Source organism: Streptomyces sp. NPDC051555, assembly GCF_044454405.1.
In the GTDB taxonomy this organism is placed as follows: Bacteria; Actinomycetota; Actinomycetes; order Streptomycetales; family Streptomycetaceae; genus Streptomyces.
On sequence record NZ_JBITDP010000009.1, the window covers coordinates 140,408 to 163,096 of the forward strand.

The 22,689-nt window shown below is 70.5% G+C and carries 23 protein-coding genes; 16 read left to right on the plus strand and 7 right to left on the minus strand.

Features of this window, described 5'->3' with window-relative positions; translation table 11 throughout:
• Positions 1-36: 36 nt before the first annotated feature.
• The gene (locus ACIBEA_RS20315) at positions 37-879 is read right to left on the minus strand and encodes a metallophosphoesterase family protein (protein ID WP_399262992.1); all 843 of its coding nucleotides are present in this window, start codon (positions 877-879) and stop codon (positions 37-39) included.
• A 570-nt stretch (positions 880-1,449) separates the two neighbouring features.
• Between ACIBEA_RS20315 and ACIBEA_RS20320 the strand changes: the two genes are divergently transcribed.
• The 10 genes from ACIBEA_RS20320 to ACIBEA_RS20365 all read left to right on the plus strand — a co-directional run bounded on the left by ACIBEA_RS20320 (position 1,450) and on the right by ACIBEA_RS20365 (position 9,803).
• On the plus strand, positions 1,450-1,863 hold the full coding sequence (locus ACIBEA_RS20320) for a hypothetical protein (RefSeq protein ID WP_354382861.1): 414 nt from the start codon (positions 1,450-1,452) through the stop codon (positions 1,861-1,863).
• A gap of 188 nt (positions 1,864-2,051) precedes the next feature.
• Complete coding sequence (gene atpB, locus ACIBEA_RS20325; protein WP_399262738.1) at positions 2,052-2,903, plus strand: F0F1 ATP synthase subunit A; 852 nt, start codon at positions 2,052-2,054, stop codon at positions 2,901-2,903.
• A 71-nt stretch (positions 2,904-2,974) separates the two neighbouring features.
• Complete coding sequence (locus ACIBEA_RS20330; protein ID WP_351762174.1) at positions 2,975-3,223, plus strand: F0F1 ATP synthase subunit C; 249 nt, start codon at positions 2,975-2,977, stop codon at positions 3,221-3,223.
• Positions 3,224-3,264: 41 nt separating this feature from the next.
• Positions 3,265-3,810: a F0F1 ATP synthase subunit B gene (locus tag ACIBEA_RS20335; protein WP_399262741.1), complete on the plus strand. Its 546-nt coding sequence runs from the start codon at positions 3,265-3,267 to the stop codon at positions 3,808-3,810.
• A complete protein-coding gene (locus tag ACIBEA_RS20340) occupies positions 3,807-4,622 on the plus strand; it encodes a F0F1 ATP synthase subunit delta (RefSeq protein ID WP_399262743.1) in 816 nt (271 codons plus the stop codon). The genes ACIBEA_RS20335 and ACIBEA_RS20340 overlap by 4 nt, the downstream gene beginning before the upstream one ends.
• A gap of 129 nt (positions 4,623-4,751) precedes the next feature.
• Positions 4,752-6,347: a F0F1 ATP synthase subunit alpha gene (atpA, locus tag ACIBEA_RS20345; protein WP_399262745.1), complete on the plus strand. Its 1,596-nt coding sequence runs from the start codon at positions 4,752-4,754 to the stop codon at positions 6,345-6,347.
• Between the two features lie 20 nt (positions 6,348-6,367).
• Positions 6,368-7,285, plus strand: coding sequence for a F0F1 ATP synthase subunit gamma (locus ACIBEA_RS20350; protein ID WP_399262747.1), 918 nt, complete (start codon positions 6,368-6,370; stop codon positions 7,283-7,285).
• Positions 7,285-8,724, plus strand: coding sequence for a F0F1 ATP synthase subunit beta (gene atpD / locus ACIBEA_RS20355; protein ID WP_399262749.1), 1,440 nt, complete (start codon positions 7,285-7,287; stop codon positions 8,722-8,724). Before ACIBEA_RS20350 ends, atpD begins: the two co-directional genes overlap by 1 nt.
• A gap of 129 nt (positions 8,725-8,853) precedes the next feature.
• The gene (locus tag ACIBEA_RS20360) at positions 8,854-9,228 is read left to right on the plus strand and encodes a F0F1 ATP synthase subunit epsilon (protein WP_399262751.1); all 375 of its coding nucleotides are present in this window, start codon (positions 8,854-8,856) and stop codon (positions 9,226-9,228) included.
• 128 nt (positions 9,229-9,356) lie between these two features.
• Positions 9,357-9,803: a DUF2550 domain-containing protein gene (locus ACIBEA_RS20365; RefSeq protein ID WP_399262753.1), complete on the plus strand. Its 447-nt coding sequence runs from the start codon at positions 9,357-9,359 to the stop codon at positions 9,801-9,803.
• A gap of 79 nt (positions 9,804-9,882) precedes the next feature.
• Here ACIBEA_RS20365 and ACIBEA_RS20370 read toward each other — a convergent pair whose 3' ends face one another.
• The 3 genes from ACIBEA_RS20370 to ACIBEA_RS20380 form a co-directional block, all read right to left on the minus strand.
• On the minus strand, positions 9,883-11,844 hold the full coding sequence (locus ACIBEA_RS20370) for a glycosyl hydrolase family 18 protein (protein WP_399262755.1): 1,962 nt from the start codon (positions 11,842-11,844) through the stop codon (positions 9,883-9,885).
• Positions 11,845-11,934: 90 nt separating this feature from the next.
• Positions 11,935-12,603 carry a response regulator gene (locus ACIBEA_RS20375; RefSeq protein ID WP_399262757.1) on the minus strand — a complete coding sequence of 223 codons (669 nt, stop codon included), beginning with the start codon at positions 12,601-12,603 and terminating at the stop codon, positions 11,935-11,937.
• Positions 12,600-13,817 (minus strand): sensor histidine kinase, encoded by a 1,218-nt coding sequence (locus ACIBEA_RS20380; RefSeq protein ID WP_399262759.1) that lies wholly within the window; start codon positions 13,815-13,817, stop codon positions 12,600-12,602. Before ACIBEA_RS20380 ends, ACIBEA_RS20375 begins: the two co-directional genes overlap by 4 nt.
• Positions 13,818-14,011: 194 nt before the next feature.
• Here ACIBEA_RS20380 and ACIBEA_RS20385 point away from each other — a divergent pair, with 194 nt between their 5' ends.
• Entirely contained in the window at positions 14,012-14,626 is a 615-nt protein-coding gene (locus tag ACIBEA_RS20385) for a hypothetical protein (protein ID WP_399262761.1), read from the plus strand.
• On the opposite strand, the gene ACIBEA_RS20390 is transcribed toward ACIBEA_RS20385, so the two are convergent.
• Positions 14,623-15,195 (minus strand): cob(I)yrinic acid a,c-diamide adenosyltransferase, encoded by a 573-nt coding sequence (locus ACIBEA_RS20390; protein ID WP_399262763.1) that lies wholly within the window; start codon positions 15,193-15,195, stop codon positions 14,623-14,625. The two genes, ACIBEA_RS20385 and ACIBEA_RS20390, sit on opposite strands and share 4 nt — an antisense overlap.
• A gap of 209 nt (positions 15,196-15,404) precedes the next feature.
• On the opposite strand from ACIBEA_RS20390, the gene ACIBEA_RS20395 reads away from it, so the two are divergent.
• From ACIBEA_RS20395 to ACIBEA_RS20405, 3 genes are all read left to right on the plus strand, one after another.
• Complete coding sequence (locus ACIBEA_RS20395; RefSeq protein WP_354382874.1) at positions 15,405-16,253, plus strand: 3-hydroxyacyl-CoA dehydrogenase family protein; 849 nt, start codon at positions 15,405-15,407, stop codon at positions 16,251-16,253.
• Between the two features lie 215 nt (positions 16,254-16,468).
• Positions 16,469-16,792: an STAS domain-containing protein gene (locus ACIBEA_RS20400; protein WP_354382875.1), complete on the plus strand. Its 324-nt coding sequence runs from the start codon at positions 16,469-16,471 to the stop codon at positions 16,790-16,792.
• Between the two features lie 430 nt (positions 16,793-17,222).
• Positions 17,223-19,538 carry an ATP-binding protein gene (locus tag ACIBEA_RS20405; protein WP_399262766.1) on the plus strand — a complete coding sequence of 772 codons (2,316 nt, stop codon included), beginning with the start codon at positions 17,223-17,225 and terminating at the stop codon, positions 19,536-19,538.
• A 109-nt stretch (positions 19,539-19,647) separates the two neighbouring features.
• Here ACIBEA_RS20405 and nucS read toward each other — a convergent pair whose 3' ends face one another.
• Entirely contained in the window at positions 19,648-20,319 is a 672-nt protein-coding gene (nucS, locus tag ACIBEA_RS20410) for an endonuclease NucS (protein ID WP_399262768.1), read from the minus strand.
• A 220-nt stretch (positions 20,320-20,539) separates the two neighbouring features.
• Between nucS and ACIBEA_RS20415 the strand changes: the two genes are divergently transcribed.
• Positions 20,540-20,932, plus strand: coding sequence for an SCO5389 family protein (locus ACIBEA_RS20415; protein WP_399262770.1), 393 nt, complete (start codon positions 20,540-20,542; stop codon positions 20,930-20,932).
• Between the two features lie 140 nt (positions 20,933-21,072).
• On the opposite strand, the gene ACIBEA_RS20420 is transcribed toward ACIBEA_RS20415, so the two are convergent.
• On the minus strand, positions 21,073-22,119 hold the full coding sequence (locus ACIBEA_RS20420) for an LLM class flavin-dependent oxidoreductase (protein ID WP_399262772.1): 1,047 nt from the start codon (positions 22,117-22,119) through the stop codon (positions 21,073-21,075).
• Between the two features lie 220 nt (positions 22,120-22,339).
• Here ACIBEA_RS20420 and ACIBEA_RS20425 point away from each other — a divergent pair, with 220 nt between their 5' ends.
• On the plus strand, positions 22,340-22,684 hold the full coding sequence (locus tag ACIBEA_RS20425) for an ATP/GTP-binding protein (protein WP_399262774.1): 345 nt from the start codon (positions 22,340-22,342) through the stop codon (positions 22,682-22,684).
• Positions 22,685-22,689: the final 5 nt, after the last annotated feature.

Consider the following 22,689-nt stretch of genomic DNA (forward strand, 5'->3'; position numbering starts at 1 on the left):
TGCTCTTCCCGCCGCCGGCTCCCCGGCGGAGGCGGTTCACCGGCTGCGGGCGGGGTCCGTCGCGGCGGCGCCCGCCAGGATCTGGACCGGTCGGCCCGGCGGGGTCGCGCGGCGCTCCCACTCCCTCGGGTAGCCGAGGGAGACCTCGTGGTGCGGCACTCCGTCGCAGTGGATGGTGCGCGGGATGTGCAGGTGGCCGTAGACCACCGCGGCCGCGCGGTACCGGCGGTGCCAGTCGGCCGTCTCCTCGGTGCCGCACCACAGCGCGAACTCGGGGTACCGCAGGACGCGGGTGGGTTCGCGGACCAGGGGGAAGTGGTTGACCAGCACGGTGGGCAGGTCGGGCGGCAGCGCGTCGAGCCTGGCGCGGGTCTCCTCCAGCCGGGCCCGGCACCACGCCTCGCGGCTCGGGTACGGATCGGGGTGCAGCAGGAACTCGTCGGTGCAGATCACTCCGGCCTGGTCGGCCAGTTCGAGGGCGTGCTCCTGGGACACCGCACCGGCGGGCCGGAAGGTGTAGTCGTAGAGGACGAAGAGCGGGACGACGGCGACGGGGCCGTTCTCCCCGTGCCACACCGGGTACGGGTCCTCCGGGGTGATGACGCCCAGCTCCCGGCAGATGTCCACCAGGTGTCGGTACTTCGCCTCGCCGCGCAGCTGCACCGGGTCGCTCGGGTCGGTCCACAATTCGTGGTTCCCGGGTACCCAGATCACCCGGGCGAACCGTTCCTGCAAGAGGGAGAGCGATTCCCGGATGTCGGACACGGTCTCGCCGACGTCACCGGCCACGATGAGCCAGTCGTCCTCCGAGTCCGCCCGCAGGTCCCGGACGATCTCCCGGTTGCGTTCGTACCGCACGTGCAGGTCGCTGATGGCCATCAGCCGCCCGGCAGGTGCGGGGCGGGGGGCCGTGGCGTGGTTCTGGTGACTCAACTGCTTGTCGCTCCTCCCGGGTTCGGGACTGATGGCCCCGAAACACCGGCCCGCCCCGGAACAACATACCCAGGGGGGGAGTGGGTGTGCAGTAAGGGGTCGGCCGCACCGTTCCCGGCCATCGCCGCCGGCGTCCCCACGAGGGTGATCGAGTGCGGCGGGCGATCCGGCCGAATCATTCGCACGAAGTTCGGTGCGCGCTGACACCCGCCCGTCTGGGGAGGGGCTCGTCCGGGACCGTAGATACTGGTCCCGGACAGGCCCCTCGTCGTGCTCCCGGACCCGCGCAAGGCTGCTCAGTTGAGCGAGCGTTGACCCATACGTGTGACGAGCGGCATAATAGTTGAGTAAAGTCTCCATCAAATACTTTGTGATACCGTTCGCAAGCGCCCGGGATGAGTGCGCGAAGACCGTGCAGTGCGAACCGTCTTCCCTCACACGCAAGTTACTCCCGGTCACATCCGTCCACTGGCGGTGACCAGACCCCACCAACACCTCGCCGGAGGAGCTGCCGTCATGCAGTCCAACGACGCCCGAACACTTCTGTACTGCTTCGTCCCCACGACCGTCGTCGGCGGTATCGGGATCGCGGTCAGTGCTGCCCTCGCGGGCGGCAAGGGCGCGCTGGGTGCCGCCTTCGGCGCGGCACTCGTCCTCGTGTTCATGGGGGGAGGGCTGATCGCCCTTCAGCGGACCGCTCGTTCCTTGCCCCATCTCTTCCAGATGATGGGTCTGTTGCTCTATACGACGCAGATCCTTGTACTGATGATCGTGCTGAGCATCGTCAAGCGCGTCGCGGTCTTCGATACCAAGTGCACCGCCTTCACCCTGCTCGCGGCCACGCTCGTCTGGATGGCCGCGCAAGTGCGGGCGCACATGAAGTCGAAAATCCTTTATGTAGAGCCAGAAGGGGCCAGCACGCCCTCGTAGTGTGTAGGCCGGGTGTAAAGAGGCTTCCGCTCGTTTGCTATCGTCTCGCCACAACTGCGGCAGGTTTGCGCGGGCGGCGTGCAGGGGCGACAGATGAGCGTAGTTGGCCCTTGGTACTCAATAGCCGCACATAGGTATCCGCCAGTCCAGTCCAGTGCCGTTCCGCGGTCGCAGGCCGCGCCGACACAATGAGGTTGCCGTACCCATGCGTCAAGTTGAAGGAGCTCGCGGTGAGTGACGCCATGACGCTCGCCTTCGAGACTGATTGTCACATCTTCGAAGGGTGCGGCTTCCCGACCCCCGGCCTGCACTCCTTCTTGTTCAAGCCGATGTTCACGGTCGGCGGTATCGAGGTCAACAAGCCGATTGTTCTGGCTTTGCTGAGCTCGCTCATCGTCGTCGGGTTCTTCTGGGCGGCTTTCCGCAAGCCGAAGCTGATCCCGGGCAAGCTGCAGATGGTCGGCGAGGCCGGATACGACTTCGTCCGCCGCGGAGTGGTCTACGAGACGCTCGGTAAGCGCGAGGGCGAAAAGTACGTCCCGCTCATGGTCTCGTTGTTCTTCTTCATCTGGATGATGAACATCTGGTCCATCATCCCGCTGGCCCAGTTCCCGGTGACGTCGGTCATTGCCTTCCCGGCCGGCCTTGCCGCGATCGTGTACGTGCTGTGGGTGAGCGTCACCTTCAAGCGCCACGGCTTCATCGGCGGCCTCAAGAACATCACGGCCTACGACAAGTCGCTCGGGCCGGTGTTCCCGGTGGTCATGCTGTTCGAGTTCCTGTCGAACATGATCATCCGGCCGTTCACCCACGCTGTCCGTCTCTTCGCGAACATGTTCGCGGGTCACGTACTGCTGCTGATCTTCACCATCGCGAGCTGGTACCTGCTCAACGGCATCGGTATCGCTTACGCGAGCGTCTCGTTCGTGATGGTCCTCGTGATGACAATCTTCGAGTTGTTCATCCAGGCACTGCAGGCGTACGTCTTCGTCCTGCTCTCGTGCAGCTACATCCAGGGCGCTCTCGCCGAGCACCACTGACGGTCGAGCACCCCCCATATACATCCGGTGGCCAACCCCCACCGGCACGTGAAACAGAAGGAAGAAACGGCATGTCTGCTCTCGAGACCCTCGCTGCGGTCAACCTCCAGGGCAACCTCGGAGCGATCGGCTACGGCCTCGCCGCGATCGGCCCCGGCGTCGGCGTCGGCATCATCTTCGGTAACGGTACCCAGGCGCTGGCGCGTCAGCCCGAGGCTGCCGGCCTCATCCGCCAGAACCAGATCCTCGGCTTCGTCCTCTGTGAGGCGCTCGCCCTGATCGGTCTCGTCATGGGCTTCGTCTACCCGGTCCCTTCTTGATCTCTCGCGACTGAGAAACATTTTCGACGGAAGGCACTGATGTGATCGCCCTGGTACCGCTGGCAGCCGAGGAGATTCAGAATCCCCTCGTCCCGCCGATCCCCGAGCTCGTCATCGGTCTGATCGCCTTCGTCATCGTCTTCGGCGTCCTCGCGAAGAAGCTCCTCCCGAACATCAACAAGGTTCTGGAACAGCGTCGCGAGGCCATCGAAGGCGGTATCGAGAAGGCCGAGTCGGCCCAGACCGAGGCCCAGAGCGTGCTGGAGCAGTACAGGGCTCAGCTCGCCGAGGCCCGCCACGAGGCTGCCCGCCTGCGCCAGGACGCGCTGGAGCAGGGCACTGCGCTCAAGGAAGAACTGCGCGCAGAGGGCCAGCGGCAGCGTGAGGAGATCATCGCTGCCGGCCACACCCAGATCGAGGCCGACCGCAAGGCCGCGTCTCAGGCGCTGCGTCAGGACGTGGGCAAGCTCGCCACCGACCTGGCCGGCAAGCTCGTCGGCGAGTCCCTCGAGGACCACGCCCGGCAGAGCCGCACGATCGACCGCTTCCTCGGCGAGCTCGAGGAGAAGGCCGAGGCTGCCCGATGAACGGAGCGAGCCGCGAGGCTCTGGCCGCCGCACGCGAGCGTCTCGACGCGCTGACGGACAACACGTCCGTCGACGCGGCGAAGCTCGCCGGTGAGCTGGCTGCCGTCACCGCGATGCTCGACCGTGAGGTCTCGCTGCGTCGGGTCATCACGGACCCGGCGCAGGCCGGCGAGGCCAAGGCCGAGCTGGTGAGTCGTCTGCTGAACGGCCAGGTGGGCGGGGAGACCCTCGACCTGGTGTCCGGCATGGTCCGTTCGCGCTGGTCGCGGCCGCGTGACCTGGTGGACGCGCTGGAGGAGCTGGCGGACACCGCCGAGCTCACCGGTGCACACCGGTCCGGTGCGCTCGACGACGTCGAGGACGAGCTGTTCCGCTTCGGCCGGATCGTCGCGTCGAGCACCGAGCTGCGCGCCGCGCTGACCGACCGTATGGCCCCCGGTTCCGCCAAGGGTGCGCTGCTCGCCAGCCTCCTCGGCGGCAAGGCCGACCCGGTCAGTGAGCGTCTGGTCACGCGCCTCGTCACGCACCCGCGTGGCCGCAGCCTGGAAGCGGGACTGGAGTCCCTCTCCACGCTCGCAGCCGAGCGCCGCAGCCGCATGGTCGCCACGGTGACCTCCGCGGTTCCGCTCAGCGACGTGCAGAAGCAGCGCCTCGGCGCCGTCCTGGCCAAGCTGTACGGCCGCCAGATGCACCTGAACCTCGACGTGGACCCCACGGTCCTCGGCGGGATCGTGGTGCGGGTCGGCGACGAGGTCATCGACGGCACCATCGCGGACCGCCTCAGCGAGGCGACCCGCCGCATGGCCGGCTGACCGGCCACCCAACACAAGAAGCATTTCCAGCGGCCCGGTTGGGCCGTGCAGAACTTGCAGAAGATTCCTGGGGGTCGCCCCCAGACCCCAAAGAAGCTTCAGGCCCAACAAGGAGAGCAGGGAACCCAGATGGCGGAGCTCACGATCCGGCCGGAGGAGATCCGGGACGCACTGGAGAACTTTGTCCAGTCGTACCAGCCGGACGCGGCCTCGCGCGAGGAGGTCGGAACGGTCAGCGTTGCCGGCGACGGCATCGCGAAGGTGGAGGGTCTTCCCTCCGCCATGGCGAACGAGCTGCTGAGGTTCGAGGACGGCACCCTCGGTCTCGCCCTCAACCTTGAGGAGCGGGAGATCGGTGCGGTCGTCCTCGGCGAGTTCAGCGGTATCGAGGAGGGCCAGCCGGTGCAGCGCACCGGCGAGGTGCTCTCCGTCGGCGTAGGCGAGGGTTACCTCGGCCGCGTTGTCGACCCGCTCGGCAACCCGATCGACGGCCTCGGCGAGATCGCGACCGAGGGCCGCCGCGCCCTCGAGCTGCAGGCCCCCGGCGTCATGGTCCGCAAGTCGGTCCACGAGCCGATGCAGACCGGCTACAAGGCCATCGACGCGATGGTGCCGATCGGCCGTGGTCAGCGTCAGCTGGTCATCGGTGACCGTCAGACCGGCAAGACCGCTCTGGCCGTCGACACGATCATCAACCAGCGCGACAACTGGCGCTCGGGCGACGTGAACAAGCAGGTCCGCTGCATCTACGTCGCCATCGGCCAGAAGGGCTCGACCATCGCGTCCGTTCGCGGCGCCCTGGAAGAGGCCGGCGCGCTCGAGTACACGACGATCGTCGCCGCCCCGGCGTCCGACCCGGCCGGCTTCAAGTACCTGGCGCCGTACACCGGTTCGGCCATCGGCCAGCACTGGATGTACGCCGGCAAGCACGTCCTGATCATCTTCGATGACCTGTCGAAGCAGGCCGACGCCTACCGCGCCGTGTCGCTGCTGCTGCGCCGTCCGCCGGGCCGCGAGGCCTACCCGGGCGACGTCTTCTACTTGCACTCGCGTCTGCTGGAGCGCTGCGCGAAGCTCTCCGACGAGATGGGCGCCGGTTCGATGACCGGTCTGCCGATCGTCGAGACCAAGGCGAACGACGTGTCGGCGTTCATCCCGACCAACGTCATCTCCATCACCGACGGCCAGTGCTTCCTGGAGTCCGACCTGTTCAACGCGGGCCAGCGCCCGGCGCTGAACGTCGGTATCTCGGTCTCCCGCGTCGGTGGCAGCGCCCAGCACAAGGCCATGCGCCAGGTGTCCGGCCGTCTGCGTCTGGACCTCGCCCAGTACCGTGAGCTGGAGGCGTTCGCCGCCTTCGGTTCCGACCTGGACGCCGCCTCGAAGGCTTCGCTGGAGCGCGGCAAGCGCCTCGTCGAGCTGCTGAAGCAGGGCCAGTACCAGCCGATGCCCGTCGAGGAGCAGGTCGTCTCCGTCTGGGCCGGTACCACCGGCAAGATGGACGACGTCCCGGTCAACGACGTCCGTCGCTTCGAGTCGGAGCTGCTGGAGCACCTGCGCCGCGAGCGCAAGGACCTCCTCACCTCCATCGCCGACGGTGCCAAGATGTCGGACGACACCCTGACGGCGATCGCCGACGCCATCGCCAGCTTCAAGCTGCAGTTCGAGACCTCGGACGGCAAGCTCCTGGGCGAGGACGCGCCGGCCGTCAACGTCTCCAAGTGACGACGGAAGGGACCTGACTCATGGGAGCGCAGCTCCGGGTCTACAAGCGTCGCATCCGTGCCGTCACGGCGACCAAGAAGATCACCAAGGCGATGGAAATGATCGCCGCCTCGCGCATCGTCAAGGCGCAGCGCAAGGTGGCGGCATCGATGCCGTACGCGACCGAGCTCACCCGTGCGGTGACCGCGGTGGCGACCGGCTCGAACACCAAGCACGCCCTGACCACCGAGGTCGAGGCGCCGGTCCGCGCCGCGGTCCTGCTCATCACGAGCGACCGCGGTCTGGCCGGCGGCTACTCCTCGAACGCCCTCAAGCAGGCGGAGCGGCTCGCCGAGCGGCTCCGCGGCGAGGGCAAGGAGGTCGACACCTACATCGTCGGCCGTAAGGGTGTCGCCTACTTCGGGTTCCGCGAGCGCAAGGTCGCGGATTCGTGGACCGGCTTCACCGACAGCCCGGCCTACGCCGACGCCAAGCGCGTCGCGGCGCCGCTGATCGAAGCCATCCAGGCCGACACGGCCGAGGGTGGCGTCGACGAGCTGCACATCGTCTACACGGAGTTCGTGTCGATGATGACGCAGAACGCGGTCGACGGCCGGATGCTGCCGCTCAGTCTCGACAAGGCTGTGGAGAAGGACGGTGCGAAGGGCGAGATCCTTCCGCTGTTCGACTTCGAGCCGTCGGCGGAGGACGTCCTCGACGCCCTGCTGCCGCGCTACGTCGAGAGCCGCATCTACAACGCACTGCTGCAGTCGGCCGCTTCCGAGCACGCCGCCCGCCGCCGCGCGATGAAGTCGGCGACCGACAACGCCGGGGATCTCATCAAGAGCCTCTCCCGGCTTGCCAACGCGGCCCGCCAGGCCGAAATCACCCAGGAAATCAGCGAGATCGTCGGTGGCGCCAGCGCCATGGCAGACGCGACCGCGGGGAGTGACAAGTAATGACGACCATTGAGACGGCCGCCGCCACGGGCCGCGTCGCCCGGGTCATCGGCCCGGTCGTCGACGTGGAGTTCCCCGTCGACGCCATGCCCGAGATCTACAACGCCCTCAAGGTCCAGGTCGCCGACCCGGCCGAGGACGGCGCACTGAAGACGCTGACCCTGGAAGTCGCCCAGCACCTGGGCGACGGCGTGGTCCGCACCATCTCCATGCAGCCCACCGACGGTCTGGTCCGCCAGGCCGTGGTGACCAACACGGGCGAGGGCATCACCGTCCCCGTCGGTGACTTCACCAAGGGCAAGGTGTTCAACACCCTCGGTGAGGTGCTGAACTACCCGGAGGAGAACGCCAACGTCACCGAGCGCTGGCCGATCCACCGCAAGGCGCCCAACTTCGACGAGCTCGAGTCGAAGACGGAGATGTTCGAGACCGGCGTCAAGGTCATCGACCTCCTCACCCCGTACGTCAAGGGTGGAAAGATCGGGCTGTTCGGTGGTGCCGGTGTCGGCAAGACCGTTCTGATCCAGGAAATGATCTACCGCGTCGCCAACAACCACGACGGTGTGTCGGTCTTCGCGGGCGTCGGTGAGCGTACCCGTGAGGGCAACGACCTCATCGAGGAAATGGCCGACTCGGGCGTCATCGACAAGACGGCCCTCGTCTTCGGCCAGATGGACGAGCCCCCGGGCACCCGTCTGCGCGTCGCCCTGGCGGGTCTGACCATGGCGGAGTACTTCCGCGATGTGCAGAAGCAGGACGTGCTCTTCTTCATCGACAACATCTTCCGTTACACCCAGGCCGGTTCGGAGGTGTCGACCCTTCTCGGTCGCATGCCGTCCGCCGTGGGTTACCAGCCGAACCTGGCTGACGAGATGGGTCTGCTGCAGGAGCGCATCACCTCGACCCGTGGTCACTCGATCACCTCGATGCAGGCGATCTACGTCCCCGCGGACGACCTGACCGACCCGGCTCCGGCCACCACCTTCGCCCACCTCGACGCGACGACGGTTCTTTCCCGTCCGATCTCCGAGAAGGGCATCTACCCGGCCGTGGACCCGCTGGACTCGACGTCCCGCATCCTCGACCCGCGGTACATCGCGGCGGACCACTACGCCACGGCGATGCGCGTCAAGGGGATCCTGCAGAAGTACAAGGACCTCCAGGACATCATCGCGATCCTCGGTATCGACGAGCTGGGCGAGGAGGACAAGCTCGTTGTCCACCGTGCCCGTCGTGTCGAGCGCTTCCTGTCGCAGAACACCCACGTCGCCAAGCAGTTCACCGGCGTGGACGGTTCGGACGTGCCGCTCGAAGAGTCGATCGTCGCCTTCAACGCGATCTGCGACGGCGACTACGACCACTTCCCCGAGCAGGCGTTCTTCCTGTGCGGTGGCATTGAGGACCTCAAGGCCAACGCCAAGGAGCTGGGCGTCTCCTGAAGCCGGGCTCCTCGTGAGCACAGCTGATCGACGGTAGGGGGGCGGGTGCGTCCCGTCCCCCTCCGCACGCCCATTAGAATTTGACCCAACACCCGGCCTTCCCGCCGGGTGGTGACCCGAGGAGCCACCTTGGCTGCTGAGCTGCACGTCGAGCTGGTCGCGGCGGACCGTAGTGTCTGGTCCGGCGAGGCCACCCTGGTCGTTGCCCGCACCACGTCCGGCGACATCGGCGTCATGCCCGGTCACCAGCCGCTTCTCGGTGTGCTGGAATCGGGCCCGGTGACCATCCGTACCAGTGGCGGCGGCACTGTCGTCGCCGCGGTGCACGGCGGTTTCATCTCGTTCGCGGACAACAAGTTGTCCCTGCTGGCCGAGATCGCCGAGCTGGCCGACGAGATCGACGTCGAGCGTGCGGAGCGGGCACTGGAGCGCGCGAAGACGGAGGCCGACAGTGCCTCCGAGCGTCGCGCCGATGTCCGGCTGCGCGCGGTGACGGGGCACTGACCCCGAAACCGCAGAGTGTGCGTCCTCAGCCGCGGCCCGTTCCGGAATTTTCCGGACCGGGTCGCGGCTGAGGCGATGCGGGTCCGTTTTTGGTTTTCCGAATTCGATGAGCGAGGAGGTCGGTGAAGATGCTCCTCGCTCTGCTTGTGAGCGGCCTGGTCGTAGCCCTGGTGGTGATCGGGCTCTTTGTCTTCGGGCTGCGTCGGCGGCTCATCCAGCGCTCCGGCGGCACCTTCGACTGCAGCGTGCGCTGGGGCGTGTCCGATGCCCCCGACGTCTCCGGCAAGGGCTGGGTGTACGGGGTCGCGCGGTACGGCGGTGACCAGATCGAGTGGTTCCGGGTGTTCTCGTACTCCCCGCGGCCGCGCCGGGTGCTGGAACGTTCCGCGATCGAGGTGCTCGCCCGTCGCGCCCCCGAGGGCGAGGAGGAGCTGGCCCTGCTCTCCGACGCCATCGTGCTCGGTGCCCGCCACCGTGAGGACCGGCTGGAGCTGGCGATGAGCGAGGACGCGCTCACCGGCTTCCTCGCGTGGCTGGAGGCTGCGCCCCCCGGCCAGAGGGTGAACGTGGCGTAGCGACGCCGCAGAAGCGGAGGAGCCGGGGAACGGGGGGCGGACCCCGTTCCCCGGCTCTGTCGTCGGTGGTGCGGCGGCGCTACTTCAGGCCGCTGTCGATCGCGGTGAGCAGCTCGCCGTTGCTGGTGTCACCGCTGAACTCCCAGAAGAACGCGCCGCGCAGGCCCTGGTTCTTCACGTAGCCCATCTTTCCGGCGATGGTGGCCGGGGTGTCGTAGCTCCACCAGTTGCTGCCGCACTTGGCGTAGGCGGTGCCCGCGATGGTGCCGGTGGAGGGGCAGCTGTTCTTGAGGATCTTGTAGTCCTCGATGCCCTGCTCGTAGGCGCCGGGCGCCGGGCCGGTGGCGGTGCCGCCGGGGGCGTCCTGGGTGACGCCGGTCCAGCCGCGTCCGTAGAAACCGATGCCGAGGTTCAGCTTGGTGGCCGGGATGCCCTTCGACTTGTACTTCTGGATGGCCGCGTCGCTGTTGAAGCCGGCGATCGGGATGCCGTTGTACGAGGTGAGCGGGGAGTGCGGGGCGGTCGGGCCCTTGGCGTCCCAGCCGCCGAAGAAGTCGTAGGTCATCACGTTGTACCAGTCGACGTACGGGGCGGCCGCGCCGTAGTCGGCGAGGTCCAGCTTGCCGCCGTTCGAGCCGTCGGCCGTGACGGCCGCGGTGACCAGGTTGTTCGCGCCGAACTTGGCGCGCAGGGCCGAGAGCAGGTTCTTCAGGGAGGCGGCGCCGCTGGTGTCGCAGGACAGCCCGCAGGCGTTCGGGTACTCCCAGTCGATGTCGATGCCGTCGAAGACGTCGGCCCAGCGCGGGTCCTCGACCAGGCTGTAGCAGGAGTCGGCGAATGCGGTGGGGTTGGCCGCGGCCTGGCCGAAGCCGCCGGACCAGGTCCAGCCGCCGAAGGACCACAGGACCTTGATGTTCGGGTACTTCTTCTTCAGCTCGCGCAGTTGGTTGAAGTTGCCCGCGACGGGCTGGTCCCAGGTGTCGGCGACGCCGGAGACGCTGCTGCCCGCGTCATAGGTCTTCTGGTAGTCGGCGTAGGCGTCGCCGATCTGGCACTTGCCGCCGGTCACGTTGCCGAAGGCGTAGTTGATGTGGGTCAGCTTGCTCGCCGAGCCCGAGGTGACGATGTTCTTCACGTGGTAGTTGCGCTGGTAGACGCCCCAGTTGGTGAAGTAGCCCAGCTGGACCTTGGAGCCCGGTCCGGGGCCGGGGCCCGGGTCCCCGCCCGTGGTGGTGACCGTCACGGTCCCCGAGGAGGGCCCGGTCTGGTCGATGGTGTCGCGGGCGGTGACGCTGTACCCGTACGTCGTGCCCTTGGTCAGGCCCGAGTCGGTGTAGCTGGTGCCCGTGAGGGTCGCGATCTTGGCGGAGCCGCGGTAGAGGTCGTAGTTCTTGACGCCCTTGTCGTCGGTGGCCGGGGTCCAGCTCAGGCTCACCGAGGTGTCGCCCACCGCGCCGGCCGTGGGGGTGCCGGGGGCGGAGGGCGGGGCGTCGGCCGGGGGCGTGGTGCCGCCGTCACAGGAGCCGCCGTTGATCTTGCAGCCGCCGGGTGCGCCCGCGCCCGCGCCGTTGAAGCCGAAACTGACGCTGGCGCCGGGGGCGAGGGTGCCGTTCCAGCCGACGTTCTTGCCGGTCCAGTGGGTGCCGGAGCTGGTGACGGTGGCGTCCCAGGCCGAGGTGACCGAGGTGCCGGACGGGTAGTCCCATTCGACGGTCCAGCTGCTCAGGGAGGTGGTGCCGGTGTTCTTCACCGTCCACTTGCCCTCGAAGCCCGTGCCCCAGTCGGAGACCTTGGCGTAGGTCGCCGTCGCGGAGGTCGCGGCCTGGGCCGTGCCCGCGAGGCCGACGAGCCCGGCGAGGGGAAGGGCGATGGCGGCCACGGTCGCGGCGAGTCTGCGCAGCAGCCGGTTGCGGGGTGGGGGTGCCGTTCGTGACGCGTGTGCTGTGCTCAAGGGTGCTCCTCCGAAGGTCCGCCGGAGTCGCTGGCGTCGACTCCCGGCATGGGGGTGGGACCTGCGCCGCCCGTGAGCACGCTTCGTCATGCACGCTCACCACAGTGTTGCGGTGAGATTAGAAAGGTCTGGACCAACCGTCAAGAGGTCCAGACCTCCGCTCCAGCTCCGCACAAGAATTCAGTGCGCGATGCCCAACTCCTGCGCCAGTACGGCGGCTTGGACGCGGCTGCGCAGCTCCAGCTTGCCCAGGAGCCGGCTCACGTGGGTCTTCACCGTGGCCTCGGCCATCTCCAACCGGGCCGCGATCTCCGCATTCGAGAGCCCCCCGCCCAGGCACCCGAGCACCTCCCGCTCCCGCCGCGTCAGCGACTCCAGGGCCGCCGCCGTCGCCGGCGGGACCGGCGGGCGAGCGGCCGTCGGAGCCGCGAACTCCGCGATCAGCCGCCGGGTGACCGCGGGCGAGATCAGGCCCTCCCCGCGCGCGATCGTCCGGACCGCCTCGATCAGGTCCCGGGCCTCCGCGTTCTTCAACAAGAACCCCGCCGCGCCCGCGCGCAGCGCCCCGAAGACGTACTCGTCCAGGTCGAAGGTGGTCAGTACGAGGACGTCCGCCAGCGCCTCGGCGACCACCTGGCGGGTGGCCGAGACCCCGTCGAGCCGGGGCATCTGCACGTCCATGAGCACCACGTCCGGCCGCAGCTCGCGGGCCAGGCGCACCGCCTCCAGACCGTCCGCCGCCTCGCCGGCCACCTCGATGTCGCCCGCGCTGCGCAGGATCAGCACCAGGCCCGCCCGCACCGCGCTCTGGTCCTCGGCCACCAACACCCGGATGGGTCGCCCCGTCATCGCTCCGTCGTCCTCTCCTCGGCGGGCAGGACCGCCCGCACCTGCCACATCGTGCCCGCCGCCCCGGCGGCGCCGCGGGCGCCCGCCGTGAAGCTGCCGCCCAGCAGCTCCGCCCGCTCCCGCATCCCGACCAGTCCGGCACCGGAACCGGGCGCGCGCGGCCCGGTCGGCCGGCCCGCGTGCGGCGAGTCCACGCCCACCCGCAGCAGGGTGTCGCGGCGGCTCACCCGGACCGTGACGGTGCCGGGGGAGGCGTGCTTGACCGCGTTCGTCAGGGACTCCTGGACGATCCGGTACGCCGCCAGCTCCACCGGCGCGGGCAGCCGCGCGTCCCCGTCCGCGGCGGGTGCCCGCTCGTCGTGCAGGACGAAGTCGAGGCCGCTCGCGGAGCCGTTCGTACGGGCCTGCTCGACCAGGGTCTCCAACGCGTCCAGGGAGGGCACCGCGACGGCCTCCGTCTCCGCCCCGGCAGCCCGCAGTAGTCCGATCAGCCGACGCATTTCGGCCAACCCCTGGACGCTGTTCTCCCGGATCACCCCGAGGGCCTCGCGGCTGGTCGCGGGGGAGTCGATGGAGAGCGCGGCGGTCGAGTGGATGGCGATCGCCGACAGGTGGTTGGCGACCATGTCGTGCAGCTCGCGGGCCATCCGCGCGCGCTCGGCGACCACCGCCTGGCTACGGTCCATCTCGGCCAGCAGCGCGGTCTGCTCGGCCCGCAGCCGCGCCGCCACCGCGGCCTCGCGGTGGTTGCGCAGGGTGGCCCCGGTGAGCGCGGGGGCGAAGCAGACCAGGCCCGTGACCGCGCCGATGAGCAGCGACTGCGGGGTGCGCAGCCAGGCCACGGCGGCGATCGTGACGACCACGGTGATCAGGCCGGTGCTGACCGGGAGGCGCCGGGCCATGGCCGGTTTGCCGTAGACCACGGCGGCGTACATCAGGTCCGTGAAGATCACCACGGTGGCCAGGGAGCCCACGGTGAACTGGTCGGCGACGACGCCGACGGTGCCGACGACGAGGGCCGTGCGGGGGTGCGAGCGGCGCACCAGCTCCAACGCGCCGAGGCACACCAGCGGCACCAGGGTGGCCCAGTGGGGCAGCAGGCGGGCGGTGGGGTTGGTGTGCACGCCGAGTGCCCAGAGCAGCACGCCCGCGGCCACGCCGATCACGCAGAGCAGCACGTCGTCGCGGTGCGGGCGGGGGATCTTCGGGGTCACGGTCCCATCCAACACGGTGTCCCGGGCTCCGGCCTCGGCTGCGGGTCGCGGGGTCACTACACCGAAGGATGCAGTCGCGGTTCGTCACCGACGACGACGCGCGGGGCCGCGGGGGCCGAGACGCTGAGGGAGAACGGAAGAAGCCTGAGAAGGACAGAGACGGACAGAGAAGGTCCGGGAAAGGAGGGGCTCCCGTGTTGGTCGCCCTGGTCATCGCCTGCGAAATCGGGTTCTGGGTCCTGCTGGCCGCCGGGCTGGCGCTGCGGTACGTGGCCAAAATGCCCCGGCTCGGTGCGGCGGTGCTGCTCTGCGAGCCGCTGCTGGAACTGGTGCTGCTGGTCGCCACCGTCGTGGACCTCGGGAGGGGCGGCGAGCCGTCCTGGAGCCACGGCCTGGCCGCCCTCTACATCGGGTACACGGTCGGATTCGGCCACTACACCGTGAAGTGGCTCGACGGCCATGCGGCCCACCGCTTCGGCGGCGGCCCGAAGCCGCCCGGCCCCGGGTACGGCAGGGCTCGCGCCCGGCACGAGTGGAAGCTCTGGCTCCGCACGCTCGTGGCGGCGGCCGTCGCCCTCGGGCTGCTCCAGCTCGGGGTCTGGTACGTGGGCGACGCGGCAGCGGCCGAGCCGCTGCGCGGCTGGCAGTCCGCCGCCCTGCGGGTGGCCGGGATCCACGGGCTGATCGCCGCGAGCTACACGGTCTTCCCGCGCAAGGGCCCGGCTGTCGATCCGGGTGCCGATCCGGCTGCCGGTTCGGGTGCCGGTTCGGCCGAGGCCGGGCGGGAACGCGCGCGAAACGGGCGTTAGCGGTCGCCGCCCGGGACCCACAGCACGTCCCCGACCTCCTTGTTGGCCGTCCGCGCCAGGATGAACAGGAGGTCGGAGAGCCGGTTGAGGTAGGTGGCGGTGAGCGGGTTCATCGACTCGCCGTGCGCCTCCAGGGCTGCCCAGGTGGAGCGTTCCGCGCGCCGGACCACCGTGCACGCCTGGTGCAGCAGGGCCGCGCCGGGGGTGCCGCCGGGCAGGATGAAGCTGCGCAGCTTCTCCAGCTCCTCGTTGAAGGAGTCGCAGTCCGCCTCCAGCTTGTCGACGTAGAACTGCTCCACCCGCAGCGGCGGGTACTCCGGGGCCTCCACCACCGGCGTGCACAGGTCCGCGCCCACGTCGAAGAGGTCGTTCTGCACCCGCACCAGCACCTTGACGACGCCCTCGGCGAGCGCCCCGAGCGCGATCGCCGTCCCGATGGCCGCGTTGGCCTCGTTGGCGTCGGCGTACGCGGAGATCCGCAGGTCGGTCTTGGCCGTCCGGCTCATGTCGCCGAGGGCGGTCGTGCCCTTGTCGCCGGTCCGGGTGTAGATGCGCGTGAGGTTCACCATGCGGTCAGCCTAGTGCCGGCCCCAGCACTGGTTCGGGTCAACTGCGCGCCCCCGCCGCAGTGCTGGGCCGTCCCGGTGTGATGTCCGTCATCTGAGACGTGACGCGTGTTACTTCCCGGTCATCGGACCCGTCCCGCCCGCTACTCTCCGCCGGAGAGGCTACGAGACCGGGCCGACACTGGGCCGTATGGAAGAACGTGGGGTGTGAAGTGGCTGGGAAGCTCGCCGTCATCGGTGCCGGACTCATGGGTTCGGGGATCGCGCAGGTCTCCGCACAGGCGGGCTGGGACGTCGTCCTGCGGGATGTGACGGACGCCGCGCTGACCCGCGGCACCGACGGGATCAAGGCCTCGTACGACCGGTTCGTCGCCAAGGGCAAGCTGAGCGCCGAGGACGCCGAGGCCGCGCTGGCGCGCATCACCACGAGCACCGACCTCGACGCGGTCGCCGACGCCGACATCGTCGTCGAGGCCGTCTTCGAGAAGCTCGAGGTCAAGCACGAGATCTTCCGCGCGCTCGACAAGCTCGTGCGCGAGGACGCGATCCTCGCCTCCAACACCTCCGCCATCCCGATCACGAAGATCGCGGCCGTGACGGAGCGTCCGGAGCGGGTCGTGGGCGCGCACTTCTTCTCGCCCGTCCCGATGATGCAGCTGTGCGAGCTGGTGCGCGGCTACAAGACGAGTGACGAGACCCTCGCCACCACGCGCGCCTTCGCCGAGTCCGTCGGCAAGACCTGCATCGTCGTCAACCGCGACGTCGCCGGCTTCGTGACGACGCGTCTGATCTCGGCGCTCGTCGTCGAGGCCGCGAAGCTGTACGAATCGGGCGTGGCCTCCGCCGAGGACATCGACATCGCCTGCAAGCTGGGCTTCGGCCACGCCATGGGCCCGCTGGCCACGGCCGACCTGACGGGCGTGGACATCCTGCTCCACGCCACCAGCAACATCTACACGGAGTCCCAGGACGAGAAGTTCGCGCCGCCGGAGCTGATGCGCCGGATGGTGGACGCGGGGGACATCGGCCGCAAGAGCGGGCAGGGCTTCTACAAGCACTGAGCACGACCGCTGCGTGGACTCCCGCCGAGGGGGTAGGCGCGCAGCACACGCAGTCAGGGGCGACACCGTTCGAATGCCCTCACCCGTCGGGGTGAATTAGGTATCGGTTCGCTCACGGTCGGCAACTTCCCTGCCCGCGCGGCAGTCAGTTGCAGTGAGAGTTGCCGACCACGGCCCCATCGGATCACACGAACGCCGCACTGCCGGGAGCACACATGTACATCAGGGGCGACCACGCCGAACTCGCTGTCGGGGGCCGCCTCGACGTGCGCAGCGCGGCGGACGCCCGTACGGCCTTCCACACCGCGCTCGACGACGGCGTCGGAGACCTCGTGCTCGATCTGACCGGTCTCGACTCCTGGGACGCGACCGGGCTGGGGGTCATCATGGGCGCCCACCGGCGGGCCGGGCGGACCGGACGGCGTCTGGTGCTGCGTGGAGTGCCGCCGCAGATGCAGCGGTTGCTGGTGGCGACCCGGTTGCACCGGATCCTCGCGATCGAGGGCGGGCTCGAAGCGGAATCGCTTCCGCGGGTGTGAGGTGGGGGGCCTGGGCCTGTGCTTGGGCCTGGGCCTGTGCCTCGCGGTGGGTGCGGGGTCCGGGGTGCGGGGTGTGCGGGTTCGGGGTGGGGCGCGGTCGGGGCGGGGACGGGCACGAGTGTCTCCTCGGCTCGCGGCTGCGGGGTGGTCGGAGAGGGGGCGCGGCGGGGACCGCTCGTCCTTGCGGGGACACTCCTGCCCGTCCCCGCCCCGACCGCTCGGGTTGTGGGGGCGCTTCTGTCCGTTCCGGCGCGGGGGGGAAGGGGACGAGCGGGGGCGAATCGTAACGGTCCGGTCGTGATGGCACCCCTGAGGTTCCGGGACGCGCGATCACGGTCTAGGGTTCGGGCGAAACCGGACCAGTAGCGGCAGCGGAGTGTGCGAAGGCCGGGCGGGACGACGGCGCACGACGCGATCGGGAGACTTGGTCATGGACCGCACTCAGGGGCAGCCCACTTCGGACGATGTCACCGCTCCGGTGGCCGGGCCCGCGCGGGTCGTGCGGCTCAGCGTCGGCGAGTACGTCCTCACCGTCAATCCCGTCGACGGGAGCGAGATCGAGGCGCGGCGGCCTGGTGCCGATGCGGACTCGGGGGCTCCGGCTCGTCGCGGCAAGGCCTCGCGGGAGGCCCTGGACGCCGCCGCACGGCCTCCCGTGCCGCCCGGGGCCCCGGCGGTCGCCCTGCCGTTGCTGGAGCGGGAGGAGGAGCGTGAGCGGCTCGCCCGGTTGCTCGGACGCGGGCGTTCCGTACGGCTCACCGGGCCCGCGGGATCGGGCCGCACCGCACTGCTCGACGCGGTCGCCGGCGACTGCGAGGACCTCGCCCCCGACGGGGTCGTCCGCCTCTGCGGGCACCGACAGAACCCCACCGAGCTGTTGTACACGCTCTATTCGACCGTCTACGCGCCCTCGGAGGACTTCCCCGAGCGCCCCACGCGCGCTGAACTCCTGCGCCACGTCGGCCAGATCGGCGCCGTCGTGCTGCTGGACGACCTCGACTTCGGCGGCAGCGCGCTGGAGGAACTCCTGCGCGCCACCCCCGAATGCGCCTGGCTGCTGGCCGCGACCCCGGACACCCCCGCCCCCTCGGACCGCTCCCACTTGGAGGAGGTCTTCCTCGGCGGGCTGGGCCGGGCCGCGTGCGTGGAGCTCCTCGAACTCGCCGTCGGGCGGCCGCTGACCGAGCTGGAGAGCGCCTGGGCGGGGGACCTGCGCTTCGCCTCCGAGGGGCTCGCGCTGCGCTTCGTCCAGGCGGGCGGGCTGCTGCGGCAGCGCGACGAGATGAACCGCAGCGGCGAGGACGGCGACGGGGAGGAACCGGGGGTCTTCGAGGAGCGCCCCCGCGACGCCGCGCTCGTCCCCTTGCCGACGCTCGCCGAGGGCGCCGCCCCGGCCGAGCTGCTGGTCTCGCGGATCAGCGAGTCGGCCCGGGCCGCCCTGCGGTTCGCCTGCGCGCTCGACGAGGAGATGCCACACCCCGCGCACCTGCCCGCCCTGGTGGGGGACACCCACGCGGACGCGGCGGTGGGGGAGCTGCTGTCGTGCGGGCTGCTGACGGCGGCGGGCAGCCGCTACCGGCTGGCCGCCGGGGTGGCCCGCCAGCTCGCCGAATCGGGCTTCGGCGCCTCCGGCGAGGCGCTGACCGCGGCCCGGCACTACGCCTGGTGGACCGGCCACGCCTCGGTGACGCCGCAGCGGGTGGCGGCCGAGGGCGACGCGGTGCTCGCGGCCCTGGCGGGCGCCGACGTGGTGGCGGCCGTCCTGCTGGCCCGCACGGCCGCGCCCGCCTTCGCCGCCTCCCTGCACTGGGGTGCCTGGGAGCGGGTGCTGCGGGCCGGGTCCGAAGCCGCCCGGACGGCGGGGGAGGTGGCCGAGCAGGCCTACTTCCACCACGAACTCGGCGTCCTCGCGCTGTGCGGCGGCCGGCTGGACCGGGCCCGCGCCGAGCTGGAGACCTCCAACGGGCTGCGCGGCGCCCTCGCCGACAAGCGCGGCACGGTGGCCGGCCGCAGGGCGCTGGCCCTGGTCACGGACCGGGAGAAGGCGGGCCCGGACGGCTCGCCCCCGCTGCGCCTGGAGGCCCCCGCTCCGTCGGGGTCCGAGGCGCAGACCCAGGCGTTTCCGCTGGTGCGCGTCGCGCCGGCGCCCGCGGTGCCCCCGGCGGCCTCCTTCGAGGAGACCTTCCCGCTGGACGCGAAGCCGCCGGCCGGGCCCATGACCGTACGCGTGCCGGTGACGCGGCCCGTGCGGGAAACGGGACCGCAGTGGCACCGCCGCCCCGCGGCCCTGGCGGCGGGCGGTGTCCTGGCGGTGCTGGCCCTGGGTACGGCGGTGAGCTTCGCGATCTCCTCCAGCGACGCCTCCGCCCCGCAGGCTCCGGGCACCTCGCCGGTCCCGTCGTCCGCGCCCGACGCCAGCGGGAACGATCCTGCACCCGCTCCCGCGGCCCCCGGCACCTCGTCGTCCGCGTCCGCCCCCACCACCGCCGCGCCGTCGTCCCCCGGAGCCTCGAACCCGGCGCCCGCCGGCTCGGCCTCGACCCCGGCGCCCGGGGGCGGCCCCTCGCGCCACCCGGTCACCAAGCCCCCGTCGACCCCGGCCTCGCCCCCGGCGTCGTCCCCGGCCGGGTCCACGCCCCCGGCGTCCCCGCCCGCCTCCCCCTCGGCCTCCACCTCGCCGACCGCCCCGGTCACCCCGACGACCACCACCACGACCCAGCTCTCCCCGCCCGCCACCACTCCCTGAGGCGGCCCGCGCGCACGCACGAGCGCCCCCTCCCGCTGTCGGCGGGAGGGGGCGCTCGGGTGCGAACCGGGGTGGAACGAGACCGGCGCGGGGCCGGATCAGGTCAAGATCAGAAGAGCCGCAGCTTGTCGTCCTCGATGCCGCGCATCGCGTTGTAGTCGAGGATCACGCACTCCATGCCGCGGTCCGTCGCCAGCACGCGCGCCTGCGGCTTGATCTCCTGGGCCGCGTAGACGCCGCGGACCGGCGCGAGGTGCGGGTCGCGGTTCAGCAGCTCCAGGTAGCGGGTCAGCTGCTCCACGCCGTCGATCTCGCCGCGCCGCTTGATCTCGACGGCCACCGTCGCGCCCGAGGCGTCGCGGCAGAGGATGTCCACCGGCCCGATCGCCGTCATGTACTCGCGGCGGATCAGCGTGAAGCCCTCGCCGAGGGTGTCGATCCGGTCCGCCAGGAGTTCCTGGAGGTGGGCCTCGACACCGTCCTTGATCAGGCCCGGGTCCACGCCCAGCTCGTGGGAGGAGTCGTGGATGACTTCCTCCATCGTGATGATGAGCTTCTCGCCCGCCTTGTTGACGACGGTCCAGACACCCGCGTCGTCCCCGGTCCCCTCCTTGAGGGTGCAGGGCGGGGACATCCAGTTGAGCGGTTTGTACGCCCGGTCGTCCGCGTGGATCGAGACACTGCCGTCGGCCTTCACGAGGATCAGACGGGGTGCCGAGGGCAGATGGGCGGTGAGCCGGCCCGCGTAATCGACGGAGCAGCGGGCAATGACGAGACGCATGGTCGGCAACGCTACTCGACCGACCGGCCTCCACGCGATTCGCCCCCGAAAGCCCCGTTCGCCGATGGCGCGTTGTATGCGCATTCTCCTGGTGCGGTACCCACCGGGCGCCTACCGTGGTGAGCGGGAGGTCGTCGTGCGTGCACGCTGCGTCGCGGTTTCCCTTCCCTGCCCGTAAGACTCCGGTCACCAAACGGCCGGGGTCGCGAGAGGAGAACCCATGTCGCTCGACGTCTCACCGGCCCTACTTGAACAGGCCGAGCGAGGCGAGGTCGACGAAGCCGCTTTCGTCGACTGCGTCCGGACCTCCCTGCCTTTCGCGTGGGAGATGATCAGCTCGTTGGTGGCCCAACTGAAGGTTGATGGCGGCGAGTTCGCCGACAACCAGACGCCGCCGCCCAACGAGCAGGCGCGCGGCCAGCTGCTGCGCGCACTCGCGAGTGATGCGATACGAGGTGCGCTGCAGCGGCACTTCGGAGTGCGCCTCGCGTTCCAGAACTGCCACCGTGTGGCGGTGTTCCCGCTGGACTCCTCGTCGGACGACCGGCTGGCCAAGTTCACGTCCATCAGGGGCCAGCTGCTCAACCAGTCGCCGGAACTGCGGGACTGCTAGTGACGTGAGCCTTCGCTGCCGCTCCGTATCGCGGGAGGTGCGACTGATACCGGAGCGGCAGCCACAGTCCGGGCGGCCCGGGCCGGCCCGCCGCGCGGCGGGACGGTGCGGTGGGCCGGTGCGGCGGTGCGGCGCGCGGGTCAGCCCAGCAGGGGCAGGACCTCGAAGCCCAGACGACGCACGTTCTCCTCGGTGCCCGCGAGATCGCCGCAGCCCTCCGTCATCAGGGCGAAGCGGGTGATGCCGGTGCGTTCGGAGGTGGCCGCCAGCCGGTCCGCCGCCAGCTCGGGCGTGCCCACGGGGTGCAGCTCGCACAGCAGCTCCGTGTACGCGACCGGGTCCCGCATCGCGCGGACCCGACCGTCCACCGTCACATGCGCGTCCAACCCCTGCTTCAACCACCCGGGCATCGCCTTGAGCAGGGCCTCGCGCGCGTCCGTCGTGCGGTCCGCGAGCTGGCAGACCCCGGCGGAGACGTGCCCCGCGGCCAGCACCCGCTCGCGCGGGTGTCCGGCGGCGAGCGCCGCCTCCCGCCACAGCGCCACCATCCCCGCCTTGTCCTCGTCCCCGCTGTGCATGCCGAGCAGCATCGGCAGCAGCCGCTCCGCGGCGAGGCGCACCGACGCGGGCGAGGTGCAGGCGACGATCACTTCCGGCCCGCCGCCGTCCTCGTCCGCGTCCAGGGATTCCGACGGGCGCGGTACGACGGCCACCTCGCGGAAGCCGTACCGCTCCCCGGGAGCCGGGGGCACGCCCACGCTCGGCTCGGTCAGCCACCGCCGCAGCAGGTCCAGGGCCGCCGGGAAGCCGTGCTCGTACGCTTCCAGGCCGCCGCCGAACACCTCCAGGTCCACCCACGGCCCGCCCCGACCCACCCCGAGGGTGAACCTGCCGCCCGAGGTGAGGTGCAGGAGGGCGGCCTGCTCCCCGAGCGCCACCGGATGTGCGTTCGGCAGCACGCTCACCGCCGTCCCCACCCGCAGCCGCCGGGTCCGCCCCAGCAGCAGGGCCGCCAGGGTCACGGCCGAGGGGCACACTCCGTACGGAACGAAGTGGTGCTCGGCCAGCCAGACCGAGTCCAGCCCCGCCTCCTCGGCCACCTCCGCGGTCCGCACCGCCCTGTGCAGGGCCTCGCCCGACCCCTGGCCGGGGAACTGGGCCCCCAGTACAAAAGCTCCTACGCGCATCGCCTTCTCCTCCTCGCGGCTGACGCGGCCTCCCCAGGTGGACCGGCTCAGTGAGACACCGTCTGTTGGCAACAACGTCTGACACGTGCCAAAGGCACGGCCTGACAGGAAAGTTATTGGGATTGTCGGGGAATCGTCTTCGGCCACCCTGCGGGTACCCCGGGCCGCTGCGCGTAGTCTGGAGAAAAGTCCTGTCCGCCCGCCGATCCGTGAGGTATACGTGTCACCGCGCCACAACCGCCCCCGAGGCGGCGAGAACCCGGCCGAGCGGCCGGACGCGGACTCGGGCCGAGGCCCGGTACCGCAGCGGTTCGGCCTGGAGCGCACGGAGGAGTACCAGGGCGAGGAGTGGAACGTCCGGCACGTCGCCGGCGCGAGCGCCATGGGCAAGCGCTACCGCTGCCCCGGCTGCGACCAGGAGATCCCCTCGGGCACCCCGCACCTGGTCGCCTGGCCCGAGTACGGCGGCGTGGACGACCGCAGGCACTGGCACAAGGCCTGCTGGAACGCGAAGGACCGCCGCACCTCACGGGTGCAGCGGTCCCGTAACGCTCCCAAGTACTGACCCGA